Genomic DNA, 25792 nt, shown 5'->3' on the forward strand with positions numbered 1-25792 from the left:
AGCCCTTGTTTAGGCCAGCCAGCGCTTTCTTCGTTTGTAGTGTTTGACGTCCTTGAAGGAGCGGCGTCCTTCGCCGCCAACACCAAGGTAGAATTCCTTGACGTCTTCGTTCTCCAGAAGGGATTTCCCAGCCCCATCAAGAACGATCCGTCCCGATTCCATAATATAGCCGTAGGTTGCGTATTTGAGCGCAACGTTGGTGTTCTGCTCAGCCAAGAGGAAGGAAACACCTTCGTTTTGGTTGAGCTTGCGAACAATTTCGAAAATCTCTTCCACGAGCTGCGGCGCAAGGCCCATGCTCGGTTCATCCAGCAGGATCATCTTCGGCCGGCTCATCAGGGCCCGGCCAATGGCGCACATCTGCTGCTCACCGCCTGAGGTGTACCCCGCCTGGCTCTGGCGGCGTTCTCTCAAACGGGGGAAATAGTCATAAACCATCTCCAGATCTGCCTTTACCGCAGCGTGCCCGTCCTTGCGTGTGTAAGCACCTGTCAGCAGGTTTTCTTCAATTGAAAGGTGACCAAAGCAGTGCCGGCCTTCCATGACCTGAATACACCCGCGGCGGACCAGATCATTTGGAGACAGTGCTTGAACTTCTTCCCCTTCAAAAAGGATCTTGCCTTTTGTCACATCTCCGCGCTCAGCGCCGAGCAGATTGGATATGGCCTTCAATGTGGTTGATTTGCCGGCGCCGTTCGCCCCGAGCAGAGCCACGATCCCACCCTTTGGTACAGTCAGGGACACGCCCTTGAGCACCAGGATCACGTGGTCATAAATCACTTCGATATTGTTGACCGACAGGATCGTTTCAGCCGGCTCAGCGGCAGCTTCCGTGTTCGGCGTTTCTACATCCAATAAAGCCATTCCGTCCTCTCCTGAGAGGCTCCGCCGCAGTGGTGCGGCGGAGCGGGCTGCCAATCAGTTCGGGCAGGGTTCAGTCCGTGCAGGCCACGGAGCGTTTTTCTCTGCGTATTCTTTAGCCGCAGCTTCGATAAGCGGGCGAACGACATCGGTCATCGGTTCAATCCAGCCAGATGCCTGCTGCCACTTTGTGCCGTTCCACTCTTGAACGAACACAGGATGGCTGCCGGAGTGGTCTTCACAGGTCACCTTCATCGGATGTGCAAAACCTTTAAGGCCAAGTTCCGCAAGACGAGCTTCATCAAGGTTCAAGGCTTCCAGACCCATCCGCATGTCTTCACCAGTGATCACTTTCTTACCGGTCAGTTCCTGAGCAGTCCGAATGCCTTCGGCAACGATTACGGAGTTCAACACACCACGGTTGTAGAGCGTCTGACCCAGTGTCTCGCCGTCCGTGGAAGACAGACCAGCGTCAATGACATACTTCTGAATGTCATCCAGAGCCGGGAAGTCACGGCCAACGCCAGAGAAGTTCAGAGCCTTGTAGCCTTTGGCATCCTGACCGCCCGCAGCTGCATCGTCATCGCCTGCGGACCACCACACACCAATGAACTTGTCCATCGGGTAACGGATTTTGACGGCTTCCTTGATCGCGGTCGGGTTCATTGCGCCCCAGCCCCACATGATCATGTAGTCCGGACGGTCACGGCGCACGTTCAGCCACTGTGAGGACTGGTTCTGCATTTCCTTCAGACCAACCGGGTACTTCAGGAGCTCAAAGCCATGCTTTTCTGCGAGCTGTTCCAGAAGCGGGATCGGCTCACGGCCGTAGCCGGCATCCAGGAAGATGTAACCGATCTTTTTGCCGTTCAGATTGTCCAGGCCACCTTCCTGTTCACCAATGTATTTGATGACCACGGAAGCACCGTCCCAGTATGTGTCCGGCACGTTGAAGACCCAAGGGAATGTGTTGCCGTCTGCGGCCGCAGACAGACCGTACCCCATGGAGAGAACCGGAATTTTATCAACGCTGGCCTTCGGGATCAGCTGGAGCGTGATGCCCGTTGAATACGGATTATAGACCAGCGCGCCTTTGCCTTTGGTTGCTTCGTAGCACTCCACGCCTTTTTGCGCGTTGTAGCCGGTTTCGCACTCTTCGAGGGCCAGCTTGACACCGCCGATACCACCATCGCGCTCATTGAGCATTTTCAGATAGTCGTGCATGCCGTTGGCGATGTGAATGCCTGAAGCTGCGAACGGACCGGTCCGGTAAGTCAGCAGCGGAACATAGTTGGTGTCTTCGGCCTGGGCGACAGGCGTCATAGCACCCGACAAGCCCACACCGACGGCAACAGCTGTTCCCAGAGCAAGTTGCTTGAAGTTCATTTTGTACTCCTCCCATGCGGACCGGACGATCCGATACCGCCAGACCAGTGACGCCATTCCTCCCCGGACTGGTCCAAGTCCGGATGGCGGGTATAAGGCTGGCCGCCTTAGTACGGGAACGGCCAGACCCTGAGCTTTTGTTTCCCGATCTGCCACAGCCGGGCAAACCCGTGCGGCTCGACGATCAGGAAGAAGATGATCAATGCACCGACGATCATGAAAGTGACATGCTCGACGGCTTCTGCTGCCACGTCAAATCCGAGAACACCCGGAATGAACTTCAGGAAGACCGGCAGGATCCAGATGAACGCTGCGCCCATAAAGGCGCCTGCAAGGCTGCCCAAGCCACCCAAGATCACCATGAACAGCACCTGGAAGGACAGCTGGATGGAGTAGGATGACGGTTCAGCCGCGTTGAGCCAGAAGAACACCATCATCGCACCTGCAACACCGCAGATGTAAGACGACACGGCAAAAGCCAACAACTTGGTTTGCAAGGGGCGGATGCCCATCAGTTCCGCCGCGATGTCCATGTCGCGGATCATCATCCAGGACCGTCCGATCCGGCCGCGCAAGACGTTCGCCATCAACATCGCAATGCCGACAGTGATTGTCAGTACGATGAAGTAACGCACCAGTGGAGACGATTCCGCACCGGAAACCACGAGACCGAAGGCTTCACGGTGCGGGACTTCGATCGCCCCGGAAGCATTGTAGTTGTAGAGCCAACCAATGCGGATGAAGCACCACTCAAGGAAGAACTGGGCCGCCAGTGTTGTCACAGCCAAGTAGAGGCCTTTGATGCGCAAGCTCGGAAGACCAAAGATTGCGCCAACTCCGGCGGAGAACACGCCGGACAACAACACCATCAAGATAACGTTGGCGTCCGGGAAGATGGTTGTCAGTTTGTAGGCAGCATAGGCTCCGACACCCATGAAGGCGCCGGTGCCGAGTGACAACTGCCCACAGAACCCCGTCAGAACGTTCAGCCCGATCGCCGCCAGCGAAAATACCAGGAACGGGATCATGATGGACGTCAGAAAGAAGTCGTTGGCAAAGAACGGAATGGCGACAAATGCGATCAGCAGGATTGCCGCAAGACCGATCCGGTCCTGACGGATCGGCATAAGCGCCTGGTCCGCCTGGTAGCTTGTTTTGAATTGGCCAGCTTCGCGATAAAACATGGTGTCAAACCCGCTCGATGATCTTTTCGCCGAACAGCCCTTGAGGCCGGAACAGCAGGAAAATGAGTGCGATGATGTAGGCGAGCCACGACTCGATGCCGCCGCCGACAAGACCACCCCAGTAAAGTTCACCTATCTTTTCGCCGAACCCGATGATAAGGCCGCCAACAATCGCGCCTGGGATCGAGGTAAAGCCCCCGAGGATTAAGACCGGCAAGGCCTTGAAGGCGACGATTTCCAGCGCGAAGGACACATCGGAGCGCGCGCCCCACATGATCCCCGTTGCAAGCGCAACCAGGCCTGCTGCGAACCAGACAATTGCCCAGATCTGATTGAGCGAAATGCCGACGGAAAGCGCTGCCTGGTGATCATCGGCAACAGCACGCAAGGCCCGGCCAATACGCGTCTTGTTGAAGAAGATACCGAGCGACGCCACCATGATGACCGCGATCACAGCCGCTGCAATATCAATATGTTGCAGGATAACCAGACCGCGCTCACCGAATTCGAATGCCGTTGAACCGGTTGGCAGGCCAAGTTCTTGAGTGATCATTTGCTTGGGCTCACCACCGAAGACAAATTCACCAAACCCAATCAGGAAGTAGGTCAGACCGATGGTCGCCATCAGCAAGATGATGTCTGGCTGATTGACCAGCGGACGCATCACAACCCGTTCCACGCTGTAGGCCAGCACACCCATGACACCGATGGTCAGCAGCAAGGCCAGATACGCCGGAACGCCGTTTTCGTGAAGGCCCACAAGCGTCAAGCCGGCGAACACCACCATGATGCCCTGGGCAAAGTTGAAGACACCGGAGGCCTTGAAGATAAGCACAAATCCAAGCGCAATGAGCGCATACAGGATCCCGGCAACAAATCCTTCCCAAAGCACCTGCAGGAAAAAGTCCGGCATCTGGTACATTTGGACGAAGGGATCAATGAAAATATCGTAGAGCATTTGGTTCCCCCCGTTAGTGGCTCACACCGAGATAAGCGTCGATAACGGCCTGGCTGGCCTGAACTTCCTCGGGAGGACCGTCCGCAATCTTCTTGCCGTAGTCGAGCACGACGACCCGGTCGGAGAGATCCATGACAACACCCATGTCGTGTTCAATCAGGGCGATGGTGGTTCCAAACTCCTGATTTACATCGATGATGAAGCGGCTCATGTCTTCTTTTTCTTCCAAGTTCATGCCGGCCATCGGCTCGTCCAGGAGTAGAAGATCCGGTTCCATGGCAAGCGCCCGGCCAAGCTCAACCCGCTTTTGAAGGCCATATGGCAAACGGCCTACAGGGGTTTTGCGGATCGCCTGGATCTCGAGGAAATCGATAATGTCCTCGACCTTCTTGCGGTGCTCGATTTCTTCCGCTTCTGCCGGACCTCGCCAGAGCATCTGCCAGAAGAAGTTCTTGTGCATCTTCAGGGACCGGCCGGACATGATGTTGTCCAGCGTCGTCATGCCTTTGAACAGCGCAACGTTTTGGAAGGTCCGGGCAATGCCATTGCTGGCCGCCTCATACGGCTTCATCTTCCGGCGCACTTTGCCTTGCCAGGTAATGGTGCCTTCCTGAGGGTGGTAGAACCCATTGATAACGTTCAACATTGAGGTCTTGCCGGCCCCGTTCGGACCAATGATGGCGCGGATTTCCCCTTTCAGAATGTCGAAAGAGATGTTGGTGATCGCTTTCACGCCGCCGAACGACAAGGACACGTTATCCACGCGCAGGAGCTCTTCACCGGCAGCAGGTGCTCCCGCGGCAGCCGGTGAAAGTTCTTTCTCTGATACTAGGGCGTTCATTCGGCTGCCTCCTGGAACCCTGCACCGGGCTCGTAGGTCTTCATGTCGCGAATTTCGACAGTCGCCTCGATAGCGCCCTTGCGCCCGTCTTCGAAGGTGACTTCCGTACGCACGTGTTTGCTGGTCGACCCGTCATAGAGCGCCTCGATCAACGGGGCATACCGGTCTGCGATGAACGACCGGCGGACCTTCTGCGTCCGTGTCAATTCGCCATCATCAGCGTCAAGTTCCTTGTGCAGGACCAGGAAGCGCTTGATCTGGGCACCCGCCATCATCGGTTCGCCGGCAAGGTCACGGTTGACCTGATCTACGTGACTTTCGATCATCGCATAGACTTCAGGGTTGGACGCCAGTTCCTGGTAGGACGCATAGTTGACGTTGTTCCGTTCAGCCCACGACCCGACCGAAGTCAAATCGATGTTGATGAACACCGTCACCATGTCCCGCTCATGACCGAATGCAACCGCCTCTTTGATGTTCGGGAAGAACTTCAGCTTGTTCTCGATGTATTTTGGAGCGAACAAAGCTCCGTCATTGAGTTTGCCGACGTCCTTGGCCCGATCGATGATCTTGAGATGTCCGTTGTCTGCAATAATGCCGGCGTCGCCCGTGTGCACCCAGCCGTCTGGTGTCTTGGTGCTGGCTGTCGCCTCATCGTTCTTGAAATAGCCGACGAATACGCCGGGTGAGCGGTACATGACTTCACCGTTGTCGGCGATTTTGATCTCAACATCCGGTGCCGGTTTACCCACCGTGTCACCATAGATCTCGCCGTCCGGCTGAAGGGTGATGTAAACGCTGGCTTCGGTCTGGCCATAAAGCTGCTTGAGGTTCAGCCCCAGTGAGCGGAAGAACTGGAAGATCTCCGGACCAATCGCTTCACCTGCAGTGTAGCCAACTTTCAGGCGTGTCAGACCCATACGGTTTTTGAGAGGGCCGTAAACGCAGAACTCGCCGATGTTATAAAGAAGACGGTCGCCAAACGAGACCTGCTCACCGTTCAAGATTTTCTCGCCGACTTTCCGGGCAACGCCCATGAAATGATCAAACATCTTTTTCTTGAACCTACCTGCGTCTTCCATCTGGACCATGATCCGGGTCAGCAGATTTTCATAAACGCGCGGCGGGGCGAAGAAATATGTTGGCGCAATTTCGAGGCGATCTGTATCGATCGTGTCCATGCTTTCCGGGCAGTTCACGCAATATCCGGCCGTAAATGCCTGCGCGAGCGAAAACACGTGATCGCCTATCCAGGCCATCGGTAGATAGGCCAGAACCTCTTCCGTCTCATCGAGGTTGTCGAACGCATTTCCGTTGCGTGCCGATATTACCAAGTTGTCGAACGAAAGCATGACCCCCTTCGGACGCCCAGTGGTTCCGGAGGTGTACAACATCACTGCAATGTCGCTGCCTTGATACCCTGAGAACCCGTTGACCCATTCGGCTTCCAGGCCGGAGTTCTCAGACAACTGTTTCCGGCCGATTTCCTGAACCGTGTCGAAGAAGTGCAGATGATCCTGCTGATAGTCGCGCAAGCCACGAGGATCGTCATAAATGAGATGCTCCAGCGACGGAACTTCATCGCCCATGCTGAGCAGTTTATCGACTTGCTCCTGATCCTCGACCACCGCGAACCGCACTTCCGCGTGGCCGAGGACATATGCCATCTCTTCCGCAACAGAATCGGAATAGACCGGCACTGGCACCGCGCCGAGGGCCTGCGCGGCCACCATCGACCAGTACAGACGCGGCCTGTTGGCCCCGACAATAGCGATCTTGTCCTTGGGTTTCAGACCCAAAGACTGAAGTCCGATTGAAAAAGCACGGATTTCATCAAGCACCTCAGACCAGGTCCAGCTTTGCCAGATCCCCCGATCTTTTTCCCGGAACGCCGTCCGAGATCCGAATACCTTCCCATTGCTTAGAAGGATTTTCGGAAAGGTGTCCTCCGCGCGCTGTCCAGCGCTGGCCGACCCTACCATAGATGTTTCTTCCCTTAGAAGGCGCCCCGGTTATCCGAGGTCGTTCTCATGCTGGATATGAAACTACCTAGTGCCATCCCATTCAACCAGAATCTGGTTTGTCGAACGGACAAAGGCTTGATCCACTTCCAACGCCTTCACGCTAATTCGGGTGGTTTGCAGCAGTATGTTCAAATCTTATCGAAATGTTGCAAGTTCGCTGCGGGTGCGAAACAAGGCAGTAGCCAAAGCCTCCATCGCACCTTACTGTTCGGATATGGAGGAGACCAAACAACTCAAAGCGCAGATCGACCTGCTGCAGGCGGCTCTTGATCATATTAATCAGGGGTTTACCGTCTTTGACAGCGACCTTCGCCTGGTCGCTTGGAACCGCGGTTTGTACGACATGCTGGACATGCCGGAGAGCATTGTGCGGCGCGGTTCTCACCTGCAAGATTTTATTCGCGTAAATGCCGAACGGGGCGAATATGGCCCGGGAGACATCGAAGCCAAAATTGAACGCCGGATCGAACGCGCCAAGCTTTTCGAGCCGCATTATTTCGAACGCATTCGCCCAAACGGTCAGATCATTGCGGTTTCTGGGACGCCCCTCCCCCAAGGCGGGTTCGTGACGATTTACTCAGATGTCACCGAAGAACGTCAACGGCAGGAGAAACTCGAACGGACTGTCGAAGAAAGAACGCACGCCTTACAGCAGAGTGAGGACTGGCTCCGTCTCGTGACGGACAACATCCCGGCCCTCATTGCGTACCTTTCACCGGGACCGGTTTTCAGGTTTGCAAACCGCAGATATGCGGACTGGTTCGGCCATTCCATCGTCTCGATTGCCGGGCGTCCGGCGCGGGATATTGTGGGCGACGAGCTGTTTGCAGAGCTTGAACCGCATATCAATCGTGCCTTTGAGGGCAACGCTGTCAGCTATGAGTATCAAAGGGAACGCCTGGACGGCACAATGGCCTATATGCGGTCGACGCTCATCCCCGACATGACCGTTGACGGGAGGACTCTCGGAATATTCGTTTTGTCCCTCGATGCAAGCGATCAAAAAGCAGCGGAAGCGGCGCTGGTCCAATCCCAGCGAATGGATGCCGTCGGCAAACTGACCGGGGGATTGGCGCACGACTTCAACAATCTTCTTGCCATTATGATGGGCAATCTTCTTACGCTTGGCCGGATGGAAACACCTGTTGGTAAGGAAGCGCTCGACAGCAAGGTCACCCCGATGCTGGAAGCCGCTAAACGAGGATCTGATCTGATCCAGCGCCTATTAGCCTTCAGCCGTGGCAAGCCGGTCGATCCGCAAAGGGTTCCGGTCGCCGATGTGATCGGGTCAGCGGCGCGACTGCTTGAAGGCTCCCTACCATCTTCCATCTCGCTCACCATAGATGCCGAGGATCGCAGGATTGGCGCATTGATCGATCCGACCCAGATGGAAACGACGTTCATCAATATGGCCTTCAACGCGCGTGATGCGATGCCGGATGGTGGCTCGCTCTCCATCGGGTTGAAGGCAACTGATCTGGATTCTCAACAGGCCCAAGAATTGTCGGTGCCGGCGGGAGAATATGCCGTGATCACCGTTGCTGATACAGGCAGCGGTATGGATGAAGACAGCCAACTCAAAATCTTTGAACCCTTTTTTACGACCAAGGCTTTCGGCACTGGCAGCGGGTTGGGTCTGTCAATGGTTTATGGCTTCATTCAGCAATCGGGCGGCGCGATCCAGGTGCGCAGCAAGCTGGGAGAAGGCACCGCACTTACAATCTACTTGCCGCTTGTCAGGCTGCAAGACGCGGGTGACATCGGCGAAAGCGATGACAAAGCATCCTTGAAATACGGCTCAGGAGAACTGCTTCTGCTGATCGAGGATGATCCGGATGTGAGCGAAACCATCGCTGATCAGCTGCAGAACCTCGGGTTCGCGATATTGAAGGCGGAAAACGCGGACGATGCCCGTCAACTCGCGCTGGACCTGCCGGAGCTGCGAGCAGTTTTGAGTGACATCATCATGCCAGGGCAAACCAACGGTTTGAAGCTTGCCCGTGAAATACGCCAGAACCGGCCAGAGTTGGGGATCGCTTTGATGACGGGTTACGCGGATTGGTCGGCACTCGCAGACAACAGCAGCAGCTGCGAATTTCCTGTTTTAGCTAAACCTTTTAACGACTACCAACTCGCGGAAACACTCCGCAAAATACTGCAACCATGACATCAGAACGCTCTTCGCACTCAAAGCCTTTGGCAACGGGAAAGACCCGCGCATTCATCGTCGATGACGAACCGGAAATCGGTCGTCTGTTGATCGAGGCGATGCAGCCCTTCGATATGGAAGGTGAGGTATTTTCAACTGCAGCGCAGATGCTGGCAGCTCTTGAGGCAGAAACACCAGACGCATGCATTGTCGATCTTGGCCTCCCGGATATGGAGGGCATGGCCTTGATCAATGAGATCCGTCGGCACTCTTCGGTACCAATCATCGTTCTATCTGCCCGAGCACATGCAACGGACCGGGTTCTTGGCCTGGAACTCGGTGCAGATGACTATGTTGTCAAACCCTTCGATCCGAGAGAAGTCGTGGCGCGCATTCGGTCAATTCTTCGGAGATTGGGGGGCGAACCGATCCGCGCCGCCAAGAAAGAAGAAACCGCACGCTTTGCAGACTGGAGTTACATACCGTCTTCCCACTGCCTGACAGCTCCGGAAGGGGAGGAAACATTTCTGTCGACCGGGGAAGCAACACTCCTGGAGGCACTATTGCGAGCACCAAAGCGGGTACTCACCCGGGATTACCTGCTTGAACACGGCGGCCGCGATGAGAGCCTCGACCGGTCCATCGACGTTCGCATTTCGCGGATACGAAAGAAGCTGAATAGGAAAGACGGCCCTGCGCACATCCGGACGATTTACGGGTCCGGTTACATGCTGACCTGCGATGTGAAGTGGGATTGAGCTCAGCGCCCCAACGCAGCAACCGCCCATCCAAACAAAAAAGCGGTGAGATTTCTCTCCCCGCTTTTTTCGTCTCTTTTTAACTTAGAAGCTGAGCGAAATGTCTCTGTGATCGGAGAGACATCCGGCGACTTCCAGAGCCATTGCGTCCGGCAATCGGTCCTGTTGGCGCAGACCGATGTTGTTGCCAACCGCGGCGTCATACGCCTCCAGTTGCGGCAACAGCTCCGATGCCGCACGTTGGCGCCAGGCAAGATCAGCTTGGACTGCAGCAATCGACTTGTCGATCTCCGCAATCGCCTCCTCCGCGTTGGGTGTCCGGCTCCGCATGATCTTACGGGCTTCCGTCAGACCATCGCGAATATCGCCTGTGCCTTCAGCTCGAGCACTGGCTCGTAGGCTTGATCCGCATTGCGGCGGTACGTAAGACGTGCCGTATTTTCCGCTTTCTGGATCTGCGAGAAGGTCGCATATGTGTCGTTCCATTCCTCAGGGATCTGAGCCAGAAGCGCATCATGCTCGGCCTGAAGAGCGTCGATCCGTGCCTGAGCCCGTTCGCCTTGCTCCACCGTATAGATGCCTTCCGGACCAGACCGGCTGACGACCACTTTAAGCTCTTCGATCGTCTCGTCGATTCGGCGAGCATCCCGCTCCAGAGCCCGTACCAGGCCGTGGATTGGACGGTAGTCGCCCGCAGCTGCCGCTACCGCCGCCTCTGCGTCCTTGATCTCCTGCATCAACGGAAGTGCGTTCTGCGCTTTTTCAAAGCCTTCGGCCAGGTCTTCACGCAGATCCTCCGGCAGGTAGCTCATGTCTACGTTTGCCGTCGACTGGATTGTAGACAGAATGCCATCGCCATTCTGCTGGAAGTCCTCATGAACGATTTTTTCCATGCAGTATTGAAGACGCGGGTTCTTCGGCGGCGGTGCGGTCTCCGACAACAGAGTCGAGCGGTTCGGAAGATAGTTCACGAGCTGCGGATTAAACCCGACAATCGCGAGCGCAACGAGCTGCAGTGCAATGAACGCGATCACACCCTTGTACATATCGACCGTCTTCACGATCGCCGGTGCAACCCCGCGCAAGTAGAACAGAGCAAAGCCAAATGGTGGTGTCAGGAAGGAGGTCTGGATGTTCAGACCGATCATCACACCAAGCCACACAGCCGTGACGTTTGCAGACGGGTCAGCAAGCAGGATCGGTGCAACAATCGGCACGACCACAACTGCAATCTCGATGAAGTCGAGAAAGAAGCCGAGGATGAAGATCACCAGCATCACGATGAGGAATTGCGCCCAGAAGCCGCCAGGCAGCCCCTGCAAGAAGTCCTTCACAAGGTCTTCACCACCGAAGGCCCGGAACGCGGATGTCAGCATCGCCGCACCAAGCAGGATGATAAAGACCAGCGACGTTGTTTTCGCGGTTTCAACCATCACACCACGGAGGGTGTCTTCCAACTTCAATGTGCGCCAACCGGACCAGAAGATCGCAATCAGCAGCAACGAGACGGCAATCAGAGCCAACACAAGTCCAAGAAGGTCCTGGCTTGTCTGGATCAACTTGATGTTCACGGCACCAATGAAGCTGATCACAATAGCGATCGCCAGCAACGCCACGATCGCGATGATCGCAGGGGTGTATGCCCCCTTCTCACCATCACGCAGCCTGTACCCAGCCATGATCATGGCGCCGACAGCACCGATCGCGCCAGCCTGGTTCACCGTTGCAATACCCGCAATGATCGAACCCAGAACCAGGAAGATCAAGGCCAGCGGCGGAACCAGAGTAATGAAAACCTTCACAGCGAACTGGCGTGTAAACGTGCCTTCCTCATGCACTGCAGGTGCAGCGCTTGGCTTCAGAAGCGCGAAGCCAAGGATAAACAGCATGTACAGCCCAACAAGGACGAGGCCTGGCAAGAACGCGCCAAGAAACATCTCACCGGCACTGGTCGACACGACCGAGAAGTCGGACGGCATCGAAAGTTCGCCAGTGTTGTCCTTGTAAAGCGCCTGCCGGATAGACCCGGCCTGGTCGACCGCACTTGCGAGCTGGTCAGCCAAAATAATCAGAACGATGGACGGCGGGATGATCTGTCCGAGCGTACCTGAAGCTGCGATCGTACCCGTTGCCAGAGGCACCGAATAATTGTTCCGCAGCATTGCCGGCAAGGAGATCAGACCCATCGCCACAACGGTCGCACCAACGATGCCCGTCGTTGCCGCCAGCAGCGCGCCCACGAACACAACAGAAATGCCGAGACCGCCCGGAACCGGACCGAAAAGCCGCGCCATGGTCACGAGAAGATCCTCAGCGATCTTGGACCGCTGGAGCATGATGCCCATGAACACGAAAAGCGGAATCGCTATGAGCGTATCTCGTTCCGCTTCCCAGTAGATGCCCCGGAAGTTGGTAACACCGGCACTCAGCCACTGTGCGGCGCTGCCGGAGTGGAAGAACGCGTCCGCCCCACTGGCGAAGAGCGCGCCGGCACCGGCCGCAAGTCCGATTGTGATGATTGCCGCGCCTGGAAGGGCGAATGCCACCGGAAAACCGCAGCCAAGCGCAAACGCCATTATCACGACAAGAAGAAGAAGGAAGAAAAGTTCCATATCAAACGATCTCGTCTGGCTCTAGTTAACAGGGTGGTTTTCGTGATCCCGGCCGCCGGGTTCGCCGCGAATGTCGGCAATGGCGTCCAGGAAATAGGCCACGAATTGGATCATCATGGAGGTGGCAAACACTCCCAGAAAACCGGCCATGAGGTATTTCACGTAAAGACCAAATCCTGCCTGTGTCACTTCGTAGGCCAGGATCGGGCTGTTGATGATGTTCTGTTTTCCGCCCATGCCGAGAACAAGGATCGTCGTGCAAAGGCTCATGCCCAGTACAACCGACCCGATCGCGTTGACATAGCCTTTGGTCTTCGGAGCCATACCGGCGTAAAACACATCCACTCGAACGTGCCCTTCTTCAAGCAGCGTATAGGCGCTCGCGAACAGGAAGAGTGCTGCATACCAGAAGCGCACCAAGTCGGCGAGGAAGGCCTGCTCGTAGGAAAACACAAAACGGCCAATCACGATGGCCAGCTCGGCCACCACCACAAGCAGTGCGAGCCAAGTAAAGCCAAGTGTTCTTGTAAAGGCGGCGATCACGATCGACAAGGCAATCAACGGCATGTGGACGTAGGCGCCGCGGAACCGAGACTTGCCAAGCTCATCTGCGAGATCCTGCCCAACAATTCCCGGCAACAACTCTTCGATCCGCAGGAAGGAAATCGCACTGTCCACCAATCCAACGATCAAAACCGCAAAAAATGCGGCCCGGATTATGAAAGTGTTGATGTTGCTGATCCGTGCGCTGTCGACGCGCAGCGGTGTTGTACTCCGCATCACATAGACGAACACGGCCGCCAGAAAACCGGCATAAACAGCCATTTGCAACCAAGACCAGACGATCGGCAGCGACCCGTTTGCAGCACCACCATAGATGGGCGCAATGCCGGGTAGATCTTGCCAGTATGTCAGGTAATTGTTCAACAGATATGCGGCCATGATGGCCAGTACACCCCAACCGAATAGGCGGAAAAGACGCGCGCTTTCTGGTGTTGGTCCCGTGCCTGTATTCATGGCTGGAGATCCGTCTTGAACACTGTCCAAGGCAGTCATCGTGGCGGAGCCTTTTTTATCGTGTCAATAAAAAGAAGGGACGGGAAGTTTCCCGCCCCTATCCGTAGAAGAGCATCCCTTATGAAGGAATACCGAGAACGGCGTTCCGCTTGTTGCTGTATGCAACGTCGGAAATCGCCATCCAGCTGCCGATGTCCTTGCGGGCATTGATGAAGCTTTCGAAGATCTTCTTGGCCATCGGAGAATGGTCCATTGCCTCTTCAAGAACTTCCTGAGCTGCTTCACCGAACGCATCATAGATTTCGTCGTTGAATTCACGCAGCTCAACGCCGTGCTCGTTGATCAGACGGTTGAGGTAAACACCGTTGTTGGCGTTTGTCTCAGCCATGGTCAGGGCGTTTTCTTCGTTACACGCTGCCGCGATGATCGCCTGATCGGTCGCGTCAAGTGTATCCCACCATGCCTTGTTGATGCCCATGGCCAGCTGTGCGCCCGGCTCGTGCATACCCGGATAGTAGTAGTACTTCGCAGCTTCGTAGAACTTCATGAAGTAGTCGTTGAACGGACCAACCCACTCAGTCGCATCAATTGCACCGGAAACCAGGTTTTCGTAGATCTGGCCACCCGGCAGAGAAACCGGAGATGCACCGAGTTTCGCCATGACGTCACCGCCCTGGCCAGGAATACGCATCTTCAGACCTTTAAGGTCGTCAGCTGTCTCGATTTCCTTGTTGAACCAGCCGCCCATCTGAACGCCTGTGTTACCCATGGCGAAGTTCTTCAGGCCGAATTCACCTGCAAGCTCATCCCACAGTTCCTGACCGCCGCCGAACTTAATCCAGGCGTCCATTTCAGTGTAGGTGAGACCGAACGGAACAGCAGTAAATGCAGCCCAACCCGGGTGCTTACCTTTCCAGTAGTAGTCTGCGCCGATGTAAGCTTGCGCGTTGCCGGAAGCAACTTCATCGAAGGAGTCGAAAGCACCAACGCGTTCGCCAGCGGCGAAGTACTGAACGTTGATGCGGCCTTCGGTCAGCTCTGCAATGCGAGCTGCGAGGCGCTGAGCCGGAATACCAAGACCCGGGAAGTCCCGCGGCCAGGTTGACACGATGACCATGTCCTTGGTGCCCTGCGCGATGGCCGGAGCCGCAAGAGCAGAACCTGCAGCGATACCACCAGCACCAAGACCAGCTTTTTTGATAAACGAACGACGATCCATTAGTTTCCTCCCTAAACGGACCTGATATCGGACCGGAATACACCCTTGCACCGATCTCGCCGTATGTCTAGTTGACCAAGCGGCACTGATGCTATTCGTGGTTCTGCGCATCTTTTCAGTAGTACTACTGAATTCCACGCAAGAGAGTGCTATTAGGGCGCCGGTTCGCGCAATATGAGGAACAAGTGGGTGACGTTTAAGACAAAATTGCTGCTGATCACGATCCTGCCACTGATCGCTGTTTCGTTGCTGATCGGTGGCGTCAGCTATTATCAGTCCAGCGCACTCATAGATGCCGAGACCCGTTCCGTCGAAACCCGGATCCTTGCTGCAAAACGCCAGGAAATCCGGAATTACGTGAGCCTTGCGCTCACGTCGATTGAACAGATCTATGAAAACGAACCGGACGGAAGGCAGGCTGCTCAAGCTGAGGTCAAGGAGATCTTGAAGAATCTGACCTTTGATTATGACGGCTATTTTTTCGTCTACACGCTGGACGGCACCAACGTTGTGCACCCCAAATTACCGCAGCTCGTCGGTAACAATTGGTGGGACTTGCAGGATAAGACGGGCGATTTCGTCATCCAGAATCTGATCAAGGCTGCGCAGCAAGGCGGCGGCTTTCATCAATATGTCTGGCACAAGCCGTCGACCGGAACGGTGGAAGAAAAGCTCGGCTACGCCATTCTTCTGGACAAATGGGGCTGGATGCTCGGTACAGGTCTTTATACCGACGATATTGCGAAGGAAATTGCTGCCATACGAGCCGATTTTGCCCGCAGCATCCGGCAAACCCTGTTTGTGATATTTTTGATCACGCTTGCCACGATTGTTATAGTCGGCACCTTGATCGCAGCCGTACGGTTCTCTGAGCAGCGCTTTGCTGACACGCGTTTGAAGGCCTTGACCAACCGGATCCTTGAAGTTCAGGAACAAGAACGCAAACGCGTTTCCACCGAACTTCATGACAGTATATCGCAGCTGTTGGTTTCCGTCCGGTATGGCCTTGAGCTGATCCATAGCGAAGCCAACCAAAACGCGGACCTTCAGGCCCAAGCTGCAAAATGCCTGAACATCATCGACGGAACCATTACCGAGGTTCGCCGGATCTCACGGGACCTGCGGCCAAGTGTTCTGGACGACATGGGGCTGGCTGCAGCGCTCGGGAGCCTTGGCAAAGAATTCCAGGCCCAATCGGGCATCACAGTCAACGTCGAGGCAGAACGATGCCACGCCCGCTTGTCAGAAGGCGCAAAAACGTCACTTTATCGCGTTGTGCAGGAGTGCATGACAAATGTGGCCCGTCACGCTGAAGCCGGGGAAGTAAACATCTCCCTGACCGTCGGCGCGCGCACGCTCAAGCTGCGGGTTGAAGACGATGGGATTGGACTGCCTTATCCGCTTCCAAAAACTGGCGGTCTGGGTTTCCGGAACATGCGCGAGCGTATCGAAACATACGGCGGCAAATTATCCATGAGCCGCGGCAAGTTCGGCGGGACACAGATCGACGTTGAAATGCCTCTCGACAACGCCACTGCAATGGCTGCATGATATCAACATGACAGTTCACTCACCTAATCTTGAGCCAATGACCAAACCGATACGGGTTTTGCTGGCCGATGATCATGCCCTTGTCCGCGACGGGATAAGGGCCCGGTTGAACAAGGTTCCGGAAATCGAAGTTGTGGGCGAAGCAACGAATGGCCGGGAAGCGGTCAAACTCGCGCATGAACTCCGGCCGGATGTCCTCTTGATGGATGTCTCGATGCCGGTCATGAACGGCCTTGAAGCCGCTGCGGAAGTTCGCAAATCCTTCCCGGAAATCGCGGTGCTGATCCTGTCGATCTATGACAACTCTGAATATGTGCGCGGCGTTGTTCAAGCCGGTGCCCGCGGTTACATCCTGAAGGATATTTCAGCCCCTGAAATGATCACTGCGATCTCGAGTGTGGCGTCCGGCGGATACTATTTCTCCTCTGCGGTGGGGCCGACACTAGTTGGGACCGCAACCTCCGCTCCGATTGAGGACCCTTATGGATTGACTGACCGCGAGCGCCAGGTGCTCACAGCAATTGCCAAAGGCCTGCCCAACAAGGAAGTTGCCAAGAGCCTCGGGATCAGTGTGCGGACGGTTGAGTCCCATCGTCTGAACTTGCGGGAGAAGGTCGGCAACAAGAACGCAGCGCAGCTCTACAAGGTTGCACAGGATCTTGGATTGCTCGATTGATCGGCAGGCAGTATCACTCTCTTCTGATCTCGTAACGTTCTGTCCAGACAATCTGATAAGGCAAGACCATGTCCAAACCGCTGGTTCTCGTGACCGCCGATGTCAAATCCATCGATGGCTTCAACTGGCATGCGACCATCTCCACCTATTTGCAGGCGGTTCTCAAAGGCGCAGACGCCATACCCATGATCCTGCCGGCTCTTGGAGCGGACCTGGATATCGACGCGGCTCTGGACAACGTAGATGGAGTTCTGGTGACTGGATCGCGGTCGAATGTAAATCCGCAGCTCTATGGACAAGAACCGACAGAAGCCAACGGGCCTTATGATCCGGACCGCGACGCGACCACATTGCCGCTAATCAAGAGGGCTGTGGAACGCGGCGTTCCGGTGTTCGCGATTTGCCGCGGTATGCAAGAAATGAATGTAGCCTTTGGCGGGACACTATTGACCGAGGTTCAGGAGATTGAAGGGCGTAAGGACCACCGGCCGCCGACATCAGACAGTCAGGACGAACGTTTCCGTATCGCTCATACCGTCGAGATCAACACAGGCGGCCCGTTGGAAACCGTCCTGGGCGAGGAACCGTTTGAGGTGAACTCCCTCCACCGGCAAGCGGTCGGGGAACTCGGCAAAGGGCTTGTGATCGAAGCCAAAGCGGAAGACGGCACGATCGAAGCCATGACCATTAAGGATGCGCCTGGCTATGTGATGGCCACCCAATGGCACCCAGAGTATTGGGTGATGACCGACGGGCCCTCCAAGAAATTGTTTTCAGCTTTTGGAGACGCCGTACGCACTTACAGGCAAAAAAGGCTGGCACTCTAAGCGCCAACCCAAAATCTCTTTCTTTCGGAACAAATCAGTCCCTATCCCCAGCCGACAGCGGCGATCAAAAGTGTAATCCCGAGCAAAAATACAACTGCAGCGCCCAGGATCTCGATTGTACGGTGCACTCTTACCGCCATGGGGCTGCCTTCGCCGAAGAGGCGGACGGCCAGATCCTTGGCCGAGACGGCAAGCCCTGCCAGAAGCGCAACGGTAATCCCTGTACCGACGGCCATCGCAAGCGTTGAGGCAATCCCGGCAGCGATCATGCCCTGCGACAAAGCAAAGACCAGCACGACAAGCGCACCGGTGCAGGGCCGCAAGCCTACTGCCAAAATGATGGACACGGCCTTGGACAGCGTGATCTTGCCCTGAAGCATATCCGGTGTCGGTGCGTGGGCATGCCCACAACTGGAGCACACACCATCCGGGCCAATATGATGGTTATGGTCATGATGATGGTGGTAATGACTGTGGTGGTGGTGGTGATGATGATCGTGGCCATGATGCCCCCCAGCGTGGGCACCGGCAAAAGCAAGCCCCTCGTGGGCCTGACGGTTCACCATGCTTGCCAGAACGGGTTTTCCCGCCTTTTGCCACAAGAGCCAGGCGCCCAGAGCTGTAATCAGCACATAAGACCCGATCTCGAACCAGCGCGCCGTATCCTGAATAGCGATACTCGTGAGATTGAACACAACGGCAAGCCCGCCCACCAGGACGATCGCGGTGACTGCTTGAGCAAACGCGGAGGCGAAGGAAAGTATAATACCTTTCTTCAAGGTTTCGTTGTTGGCGACGACATAAGACGTGATGATCGCCTTCCCATGCCCCGGACCTGCCGCGTGGAATATTCCATAGGCGAAGGAAAGGCCGACGAGCAGCCAAAACGCATTCGGATTGGTCCGGAAAGACCTCAAGCTCGCGACCAGCTTTTGATAAAAGTCCTTCTGCATCTGGGCAATCGATCCGAAAATCTGGTCCATCAAACCCGGCTCTATCGTGATCGTCTGCTGCGTGTTTTGCAGCACATCTGAAGCCCGGGACATCGGCTCTGTACCCGGGCCTTGCGCGATTGCACTTTCAATTGCCGCTGCCGCAGTCTCGGGCGAAGCATTTCCTGCTGATGATTGTTGTTCTGAAAGCTCTGAAGCGTTGAGAGTGGCGGCTACTTGAGCAGCAGCCCCACAGGTGACAATCATCTGGTTGACTTGTGTCGCGGCTGCAGACTGCAGCTCGGGCGGCAGGTCTCTTTGATCCGGACCGATTTGAGCAAGAGCATAGGCCGTCGCATCATCAAGCGGCGGCGGTTCTTTGCGCGTGATCTGACACGCACCAGGCGCATTTACTGTTCCGAGTGCGCTATCCTCTTGGCCAAACCGGAAATCGACGTAATAAGTCGGGTCATAGACATCAAGCGTGATTGGTGCAGACGCATCACTTGGATCTTTGAGCGGCAACGTGAAATGCAGCTCAAGGAGCTTTACATCCTCCGGCATTGTGCCGCCGTTCATCTGAATATCTTCGGCGATCGCCTCAAAGTCCTCTGGCTTCATGACCCAGTAGTCTTCGAGTGCGACAGTCTTCACCTCAAGCCAGTAGTCGGTCGGCGTTGCGAAATCCAATTCGATGCGCGTGTTGTCGCCAAACGTGAAATAGCCGAAATCAGCCATACTCTCGACATTGACGTCAGCCAGTTCGGCAAGCTCTTCCCGAGAATAGATGCCGTCCTGATTGGTATCGAAGCCCTGAATCGCAAAGGCTGAAAACGCGTCATCGAAGCGGAAGATATGCCGGACGGCGACAGCATCACCGGTTTCATCGAACACAAGGGAAGAGCGCGCCTCCACGAAGACGTGCGGGTGCGCCTGAGCGCCGGTCGCGCCAAACATCGCAAAACCAAATACCGCAAGGAGCAAGACTGCCCTGGCGTTCATCAAGTTCCACGCGCGAACGATTTGCTGACGCACTTGTTGCTCCTGCTCGAATCCCTGAACCTTAATATAGCGCAATCGGGTTGTTGTCCCAGAAGGCGGCAACAAGATGACCCAAACTGTTCGCAGCCGCAAAAACGAAATGAAAAATTTTTCACAATAGTTCTGAGATACAGGAAAGAACCTTCACCTATTAGCATTCAATTGAGTAAGAAAAGCAGCAAATTTCAGAATGGCTGAATAAAATATACTCAACAAAAATCATTTTGAATTGAGCCAACCATGAACGCCATCCATACCACTGTCCATCACACCGCTGTCTTTGACCATCCGGAAATGGAAGACCACGAAAACATCGTGATCGTTCAAGATGCGAATACCGGTCTGAAAGCGATCATCGCCGTCCATGACACCCGGCTTGGCCCCGCTCTCGGTGGCTGCCGCGTCTGGCCTTACGCCACGCCGTCCGAAGCTTTGAACGATGCGCTCCGGTTGTCCCGAGGTATGACTTACAAGAACTCACTCGCAGGCCTTGAACTTGGCGGCGGTAAGGCGGTCATCATCGCTGATCCGCGCAAGGATAAGTCAGAAGCTTTGATGGAAGCCTTTGGACGGCATGTGGAGCGGTTGTCCGGCACTTACATCACAGCGGAAGACGTCGGCGTCTCACCAGAAGATATGGAGGCGGTTGCGCGCCACACGGACCACGTGCGCGGCACCCAGGCAACAGGACTGGGAGACCCCTCACCCTACACCGCGCTGGGTGTCTTTGAGGGCATTAAAGCTTCCGTTGCGCATGTCTTCGGTGATCCGTCCTTGTCCGGTCGGACAGTCTCGGTTCAAGGTCTTGGGCATGTCGGCTTCGATGTCGCCCGTCAACTTCATGAAGCCGGCGCCAACCTTATCGTTTCCGATCTTCACAAGCCGGCCGTTGAGAAGGCTGTCGAAGCCTTTGGTGCAAAGAAAGTTGATCCGGCGGACGCGCACAAGGTGGAAGCAGATGTGTTTGCACCGTGCGCTCTAGGCGCAGGCCTCAACGCCCGCACCATTCCGGAAATCAAGGCGCGGATCGTGGCGGGTGCTGCGAATAACCAACTGCAGACACCGGCTGATGGCGTGGCTCTCAAAAACCGAGGCATTCTCTATGCACCGGACTACGCGATCAACGCAGGCGGCGTTATCTCGATCGCTCTGGCAAAGCCAGGCGGCAACGACTTGGAAGTCCGTGAAAAAACAATCGCAATCGGCGATACGCTGACCCGGATCTACGACCGGGCAGTCCGCGAGAATGCGGCACCGGAACAGATTGCTGACAGAATGGCCGAAGAACGCCTCTCAGCCGCACGTCCGATCTAAGTCTCCTAAGACTAATCTTGGAATGGCGGGTTTAGTCCCGCCGTTTCTTAGACAAACTGCCGTCTTTAAGAGTATTTGCTCTCGTTCGCGCTCTTGAACATTTGACGCACCAGACGTTTGGCATCTTCTACAGCCTGCTCGCCCAGCTCCGCGTAAGAAGCGGTTACACCCTCGTGGAGAAGATAGAGCGTTGAAGCGAACTGCATCTGACCACTGAGATTTCCAAAAAACGTCAGCAGCTCCGATTTATGCCGGTTCACGGTCTCAGCGATGTCTGTACTGTCAGGGTTTGCTGCAAGAGCTTGCCGGAAGAAACACTCTTTGCCCTCCGTCATCCGCATCCAGCCACCCAGTTTGTCAAACAACTGCTCGGCAGCACTCAAACCAGGCTCTTCAACACCATCTGTGACGTACCGCATGTACCGTTGATGCCGGAACTCCAAAGCGCCCAAAATCATCGCCTCACGAGAGGGAAAATACCGGTAGAGGGTCCGCATGCTGACACCAACGCCGGCGCGCAAGACGGGAACGCTTGGTTCCGCGAAACCACGGCTCCAGAAAACCTGTTCCAGGCCCGCGGCAATATCGTCCTTGGAGTCACTCATGTTCAGATTGTGAGCCTGTATTTTTTTTAATCAAGAAAAAATTACGCTTATTTTCGCCGTGCAGGGTCTTATTTACCCTAAGTCACTCAAATTCCTCGCGCTAAGCCTCCGTGCGCACTTCCGCCCTTGATCGAGCCGCATACCAGCTGACAAGGAAATCTACCAACGCCCGGACCTTTACTGTCAAATGGCGCCGATGCGGGTAAACGGCATATATTCCGCGCATTGGCTCTTCATGTTCCGCCAGCACAATCTTGAGACGACCTTCATTAATGTACTCTGAGACGAAAAACAGTGGCATCCGTATGAAGCCAAGCCCCTGAAGCGCGGCCTCACAGACCGCCTCGGCGCTGTTAACCTCAACCGGCCCTTTTACAGTGACCATCTGGCGTTCGCCTTGGCTGCCAAACGCCCAGTTTTGCTTGTACCGGTAATTGGTATCGATGATGCAGGGACGATCGGCAAGATCAGCCGGTGTATTTGGAACACCGACTTTAGCCAGCAGGTACGGACTGGCACAAATCACTGTCCGAAAGGGCGCTATTTTTCTTGCAATCAGACTTGAGTCTTCGAGCTGCGTCACCCGCACCGCGATGTCGAACCCCTCCTCCACAAGGTCCACGAACCGGTCTTCAAGCCTGAGATCAAGAACGACATCAGGATGCTGCGCGAGAAACTCCATCATGGCCGCATTTAAGAGCTTGTCCCCCATAGACCGCGGCGCCGACACACGCAGCCGCCCGCGGATCTCCTGATGGGATGACTGAACTGATGCCTGGAGGTCATCAATGCGCTGGAGGATTTCAGAGGCTTCCTTGTAGTAAGACTCTCCAACTTCGGTCATGGAAACCTGGCGGGTTGTCCGGTTTAGCAACCGGACCCCCAGTTCATCTTCCAACTCGCTAACGTATTTGGAGACGAGCGCCTTGGACCGCCCCATGTCTCTGGCAGCGGCGGAAAACCCCTTGGAATCCACGACCTGAATAAAACAACGCATCCGCGTCAGCGCGTCCATAGGGCAAAGCCTCCACCGAATCTGAGGTGTTCACATCACCACAGTTCAAGCGGGGGCGCGACGGCGCGTCAAGCGGACAAGTCCCGACAAGCACCAAATGAGAATGAAACCACCCGCAGCGCCAGCCCCAGCGCTCGCCAGACCGACCGGGGTGACCGGAATAGCGGGCGCATAATCGTCCGCGGTCGCTTGCGCCAATTCGCGGTCCGGGCTCTGAACGAGAATGAAGATCCGCTCAAACGGACTGGCTGTTTCAAAACCGGATCTTTGATCTTTCAGATGAACAAGACGCTGGCTCGCCCGCTCAATACTTGCGCCCCGCGCCTGAATGAACGGATCTGCTGATGCCTTTTGCCGGTCAATCGCCTCTGGAACAGTGAGACCATAATCCGCCGCATCCTGCCGGAAGTCTGCCATCACCTGTTCCAATGCATCAATCGCACCGCCCAGGCGTTGCCGGTATTGTTGCGCGAACTCCGGAAGCTGTGATGTCAGTGTGCCACTGGCTAGCATCGTCAAAACTGTGAAAATCCGCAGCATCCGCGCCACTCCATGAAATGATGCAAACTTATTCACAGCCAAGACAATCAGATCACAAAGATCTACCCGTCCTGAAGAGAGATAATGCCTGCTTCGTTCTTTTCGCTGCCGAAAGCGAGCCGAAGCCCTGCGTTATCCCAGCCAAGGCTGGTGATTGAATGGCCTCCAGGACGCCGCAACAAGATTTCCGCGTTATCTTCGAACCGGCTCATCATGACCATGCCGTCCTGATAGCCCAGCGCGACGACCTCTTCCTTTGGATGGCAGGCAACCGCCGTAACCAAGACGTCGCTCCGTGTCCCAAGCTGCAATGGGGATTGGCCCATCGGACCGGTTTTTCCAAAAAACGGCCAAACGATCGCGGCATTGGCTCCGGAGGTTGCAAGATACTTGCCTTTGACCGACCAGCTGAAAGACTTAACTTTTGCCGGATATCCCGTCATGCGCATGTCTTGACTGTCAGACAAGCGCCAGCCATGCAGCGCGTTTTCCTGCATTGCCGTAACGAGGTATTTGCCGTCGGGTGAAAAACTTGTTCCAAGATGGGCACCTTTCCAGGTCAGGTTGACCGGCTTGCCTTCGGTGCCTGCCCACCACAATGTGGCACCATCATACCGCGAGACGGCCAACCGCAGGCCCTTGGGCGCAAACGCAATACCTCCTACGGCCCGATCGTGGACAAACTCCTTTTCCCGGCCATCCGACAAGCGAACCCACGCTGTCCGGCCGCTTGCAAAGGCAACAGCGCCGTTGGGCCCGCAGGCAATCAGATCAATCCACTTGCGGGGACGTTCTGCCAGAAGTTCGCTCGATCCATCCGGCGACGAGGCATAAATCGCACCATCATCGCCCGAAGTGATCAGAGATGTGCCATCAAACGATGGCTCCGCGGCCAAAAGGCCGTTCTTGTGCGGCGCCAGGTGAGTTTCGCCTACTTCAACGAAGTGTATGGCGCCCTCACCGGTCGCGACATACGCAGCATCACCCAAAAATCCGGCTCGGACAACGAAGCCGTCCACGTCCATAGGAGCAACAATCGGCACCCTGCGCTCCTATTCCGCGGCACAAGCCTTGAAGTTTGCTTTCAGGACATCCCAGTTCAGATCCCGGCCGATAAAGACCAGCCGGCTTTCGCGCGGTTCGTCGTTCTTCCAGTCCCGCTGATGATCTCCCTCGACGATCATGTGAACGCCCTGGATGACATAACGCTGTGGGTCATCCTTGAACGCGAGGATCCCCTTCATTCGGAGAATGTTCGGTCCCTGGATCTGGGTCACCTGATTGATCCAAGGGAAGAACATTTCAGGGTCAAGATCACCCGCGGTCAGTGAAATGCTTTTGACGGAATGCGTCTCTTCGTGACCATGATCATGGCTGTGGTCATGATGATGATGGTCGTGGTCATGATCACAGTCCGGGCTGCATTCGTGGGCGTGATGACCGTGTTCCAGGAAATGGGGATCGAGCGACAGGATCCGATCAAGATCGAAGGCCCCGCGATCAAGCACCTTCGCGATGTCGACACCGCATCGTTCGCTATGATGAAGAACCGCATATGGGTTGATCGACCGGATACGGGCTTCAACAGCGCTCAATTCGTCAGCAGATACCAAGTCGGTCTTGTTGATCAGGATAACGTCTGCAAAGGCAACCTGATCTTCAGCCTCCTGAGTGTCTTCCAAACGTTGCAGTACATGGCGTGCATCCACGACCGCCACGACCGCGTCCAACTTGGCTGCTGCCCGCACATCATCGTCCATAAAGAACGTCTGCGCGACGGGCGCAGGATCGGCGACGCCAGTGGTCTCCACGATTATGGCGTCAAAGGCGCCCTTGCGCTTCATCAGATTTTGTACCGTCCGGATCAGGTCCCCACGAACCGTGCAACAAATGCAGCCGTTATTCATTTCGAAAATTTCTTCATCCGACTCGACCAACAGGTCGTTGTCGATGCCGACTTCTCCGAACTCATTGACGATAACGGCGTACCGCTGACCGTGGTTTTCGGTCAGGATCCGATTAAGCAAGGTGGTTTTCCCGGCCCCCAGATATCCTGTCAAAACGGTGACCGGAATCTGAGCCGGGGTCTCCTGGGTCGCAGGCATTGCGTATCTTCCTGGAAAATTGAAAAAGGCGGGCTCATCTGAGCCCCGGTTAGCCGCCATATAATCATATCCTTGCCGAATTGGGAGAGCAGATCGCGATTTTTGCAGCCGTTGAAAGTCAATACGCGAACTGCCGGACCCCGAACTGCTTTCAGCACAAGCGACCTTTCAGGCGTT

General features: G+C 55.6%; 22 protein-coding genes. 6 read left to right on the forward strand and 16 right to left on the reverse strand.

Annotated elements, in window-relative coordinates:
• Positions 1-9: 9 nt before the first annotated feature.
• From RBB44_RS13640 to RBB44_RS13665, 6 genes are all read right to left on the reverse strand, one after another.
• Positions 10-864, reverse strand: coding sequence for an ABC transporter ATP-binding protein (locus RBB44_RS13640; protein WP_008196185.1), 855 nt, complete (start codon positions 862-864; stop codon positions 10-12).
• Between the two features lie 54 nt (positions 865-918).
• A complete protein-coding gene (locus RBB44_RS13645; protein ID WP_133951305.1) occupies positions 919-2247 on the reverse strand; it encodes an ABC transporter substrate-binding protein in 1329 nt (442 codons plus the stop codon).
• A 107-nt stretch (positions 2248-2354) separates the two neighbouring features.
• A complete protein-coding gene (locus tag RBB44_RS13650) occupies positions 2355-3431 on the reverse strand; it encodes a branched-chain amino acid ABC transporter permease (protein WP_306147840.1) in 1077 nt (358 codons plus the stop codon).
• Between the two features lie 4 nt (positions 3432-3435).
• Positions 3436-4389, reverse strand: a complete 954-nt coding sequence (locus RBB44_RS13655) for a branched-chain amino acid ABC transporter permease (protein ID WP_133951301.1) — start codon at positions 4387-4389, stop codon at positions 3436-3438.
• A 13-nt stretch (positions 4390-4402) separates the two neighbouring features.
• Positions 4403-5230: an ABC transporter ATP-binding protein gene (locus RBB44_RS13660; protein WP_133951299.1), complete on the reverse strand. Its 828-nt coding sequence runs from the start codon at positions 5228-5230 to the stop codon at positions 4403-4405.
• Positions 5227-7212, reverse strand: a complete 1986-nt coding sequence (locus RBB44_RS13665; protein ID WP_306147841.1) for a long-chain fatty acid--CoA ligase — start codon at positions 7210-7212, stop codon at positions 5227-5229. The genes RBB44_RS13660 and RBB44_RS13665 overlap by 4 nt, the downstream gene beginning before the upstream one ends.
• 166 nt (positions 7213-7378) lie before the next feature.
• On the opposite strand from RBB44_RS13665, the gene RBB44_RS13670 reads away from it, so the two are divergent.
• On the forward strand, positions 7379-9421 hold the full coding sequence (locus RBB44_RS13670) for a PAS-domain containing protein (RefSeq protein WP_306147842.1): 2043 nt from the start codon (positions 7379-7381) through the stop codon (positions 9419-9421).
• The gene (locus RBB44_RS13675) at positions 9418-10161 is read left to right on the forward strand and encodes a response regulator transcription factor (RefSeq protein ID WP_306147843.1); all 744 of its coding nucleotides are present in this window, start codon (positions 9418-9420) and stop codon (positions 10159-10161) included. Before RBB44_RS13670 ends, RBB44_RS13675 begins: the two co-directional genes overlap by 4 nt.
• An 84-nt stretch (positions 10162-10245) precedes the next feature.
• On the opposite strand, the gene RBB44_RS25535 is transcribed toward RBB44_RS13675, so the two are convergent.
• The 4 genes from RBB44_RS25535 to RBB44_RS13690 all read right to left on the reverse strand — a co-directional run bounded on the left by RBB44_RS25535 (position 10246) and on the right by RBB44_RS13690 (position 15009).
• The gene (locus tag RBB44_RS25535; RefSeq protein ID WP_371932632.1) at positions 10246-10491 is read right to left on the reverse strand and encodes a hypothetical protein; all 246 of its coding nucleotides are present in this window, start codon (positions 10489-10491) and stop codon (positions 10246-10248) included.
• A gap of 17 nt (positions 10492-10508) precedes the next feature.
• Positions 10509-12773 carry a TRAP transporter large permease subunit gene (locus RBB44_RS13680; RefSeq protein WP_371932633.1) on the reverse strand — a complete coding sequence of 755 codons (2265 nt, stop codon included), beginning with the start codon at positions 12771-12773 and terminating at the stop codon, positions 10509-10511.
• A gap of 21 nt (positions 12774-12794) precedes the next feature.
• On the reverse strand, positions 12795-13829 hold the full coding sequence (locus RBB44_RS13685; protein WP_133951289.1) for a TRAP transporter small permease subunit: 1035 nt from the start codon (positions 13827-13829) through the stop codon (positions 12795-12797).
• 79 nt (positions 13830-13908) lie between these two features.
• Complete coding sequence (locus RBB44_RS13690) at positions 13909-15009, reverse strand: TRAP transporter substrate-binding protein (protein ID WP_055672577.1); 1101 nt, start codon at positions 15007-15009, stop codon at positions 13909-13911.
• Between the two features lie 189 nt (positions 15010-15198).
• Between RBB44_RS13690 and RBB44_RS13695 the strand changes: the two genes are divergently transcribed.
• From RBB44_RS13695 to RBB44_RS13705, 3 genes are all read left to right on the forward strand, one after another.
• Complete coding sequence (locus RBB44_RS13695) at positions 15199-16560, forward strand: cache domain-containing protein (RefSeq protein ID WP_306147846.1); 1362 nt, start codon at positions 15199-15201, stop codon at positions 16558-16560.
• Between the two features lie 7 nt (positions 16561-16567).
• Positions 16568-17236 (forward strand): response regulator transcription factor, encoded by a 669-nt coding sequence (locus RBB44_RS13700; protein WP_040452569.1) that lies wholly within the window; start codon positions 16568-16570, stop codon positions 17234-17236.
• 68 nt (positions 17237-17304) lie between these two features.
• Positions 17305-18063, forward strand: coding sequence for a gamma-glutamyl-gamma-aminobutyrate hydrolase family protein (locus tag RBB44_RS13705; RefSeq protein ID WP_306147847.1), 759 nt, complete (start codon positions 17305-17307; stop codon positions 18061-18063).
• Between the two features lie 41 nt (positions 18064-18104).
• Here RBB44_RS13705 and RBB44_RS13710 read toward each other — a convergent pair whose 3' ends face one another.
• Positions 18105-20030 (reverse strand): DUF1007 family protein, encoded by a 1926-nt coding sequence (locus tag RBB44_RS13710; protein ID WP_306147848.1) that lies wholly within the window; start codon positions 20028-20030, stop codon positions 18105-18107.
• A gap of 246 nt (positions 20031-20276) precedes the next feature.
• On the opposite strand from RBB44_RS13710, the gene RBB44_RS13715 reads away from it, so the two are divergent.
• A complete protein-coding gene (locus RBB44_RS13715) occupies positions 20277-21350 on the forward strand; it encodes a Glu/Leu/Phe/Val dehydrogenase dimerization domain-containing protein (protein ID WP_306147849.1) in 1074 nt (357 codons plus the stop codon).
• 65 nt (positions 21351-21415) lie between these two features.
• On the opposite strand, the gene RBB44_RS13720 is transcribed toward RBB44_RS13715, so the two are convergent.
• The 5 genes from RBB44_RS13720 to RBB44_RS13740 all read right to left on the reverse strand — a co-directional run bounded on the left by RBB44_RS13720 (position 21416) and on the right by RBB44_RS13740 (position 25615).
• Complete coding sequence (locus RBB44_RS13720; RefSeq protein WP_133951281.1) at positions 21416-21955, reverse strand: TetR/AcrR family transcriptional regulator; 540 nt, start codon at positions 21953-21955, stop codon at positions 21416-21418.
• Between the two features lie 100 nt (positions 21956-22055).
• The gene (locus RBB44_RS13725; RefSeq protein WP_306147850.1) at positions 22056-22970 is read right to left on the reverse strand and encodes a LysR family transcriptional regulator; all 915 of its coding nucleotides are present in this window, start codon (positions 22968-22970) and stop codon (positions 22056-22058) included.
• A gap of 45 nt (positions 22971-23015) precedes the next feature.
• Positions 23016-23510: a DUF2937 family protein gene (locus RBB44_RS13730; protein ID WP_306147851.1), complete on the reverse strand. Its 495-nt coding sequence runs from the start codon at positions 23508-23510 to the stop codon at positions 23016-23018.
• Between the two features lie 62 nt (positions 23511-23572).
• Complete coding sequence (locus RBB44_RS13735; RefSeq protein ID WP_306147852.1) at positions 23573-24553, reverse strand: WD40 repeat domain-containing protein; 981 nt, start codon at positions 24551-24553, stop codon at positions 23573-23575.
• A 9-nt stretch (positions 24554-24562) separates the two neighbouring features.
• On the reverse strand, positions 24563-25615 hold the full coding sequence (locus tag RBB44_RS13740; protein WP_306147853.1) for a GTP-binding protein: 1053 nt from the start codon (positions 25613-25615) through the stop codon (positions 24563-24565).
• Positions 25616-25792 lie beyond the last annotated feature (177 nt).

The sequence above is a fragment of the Roseibium sp. MMSF_3247 genome, assembly GCF_030733765.1.
In the GTDB taxonomy this organism is placed as follows: Bacteria; Pseudomonadota; Alphaproteobacteria; order Rhizobiales; family Stappiaceae; genus Roseibium.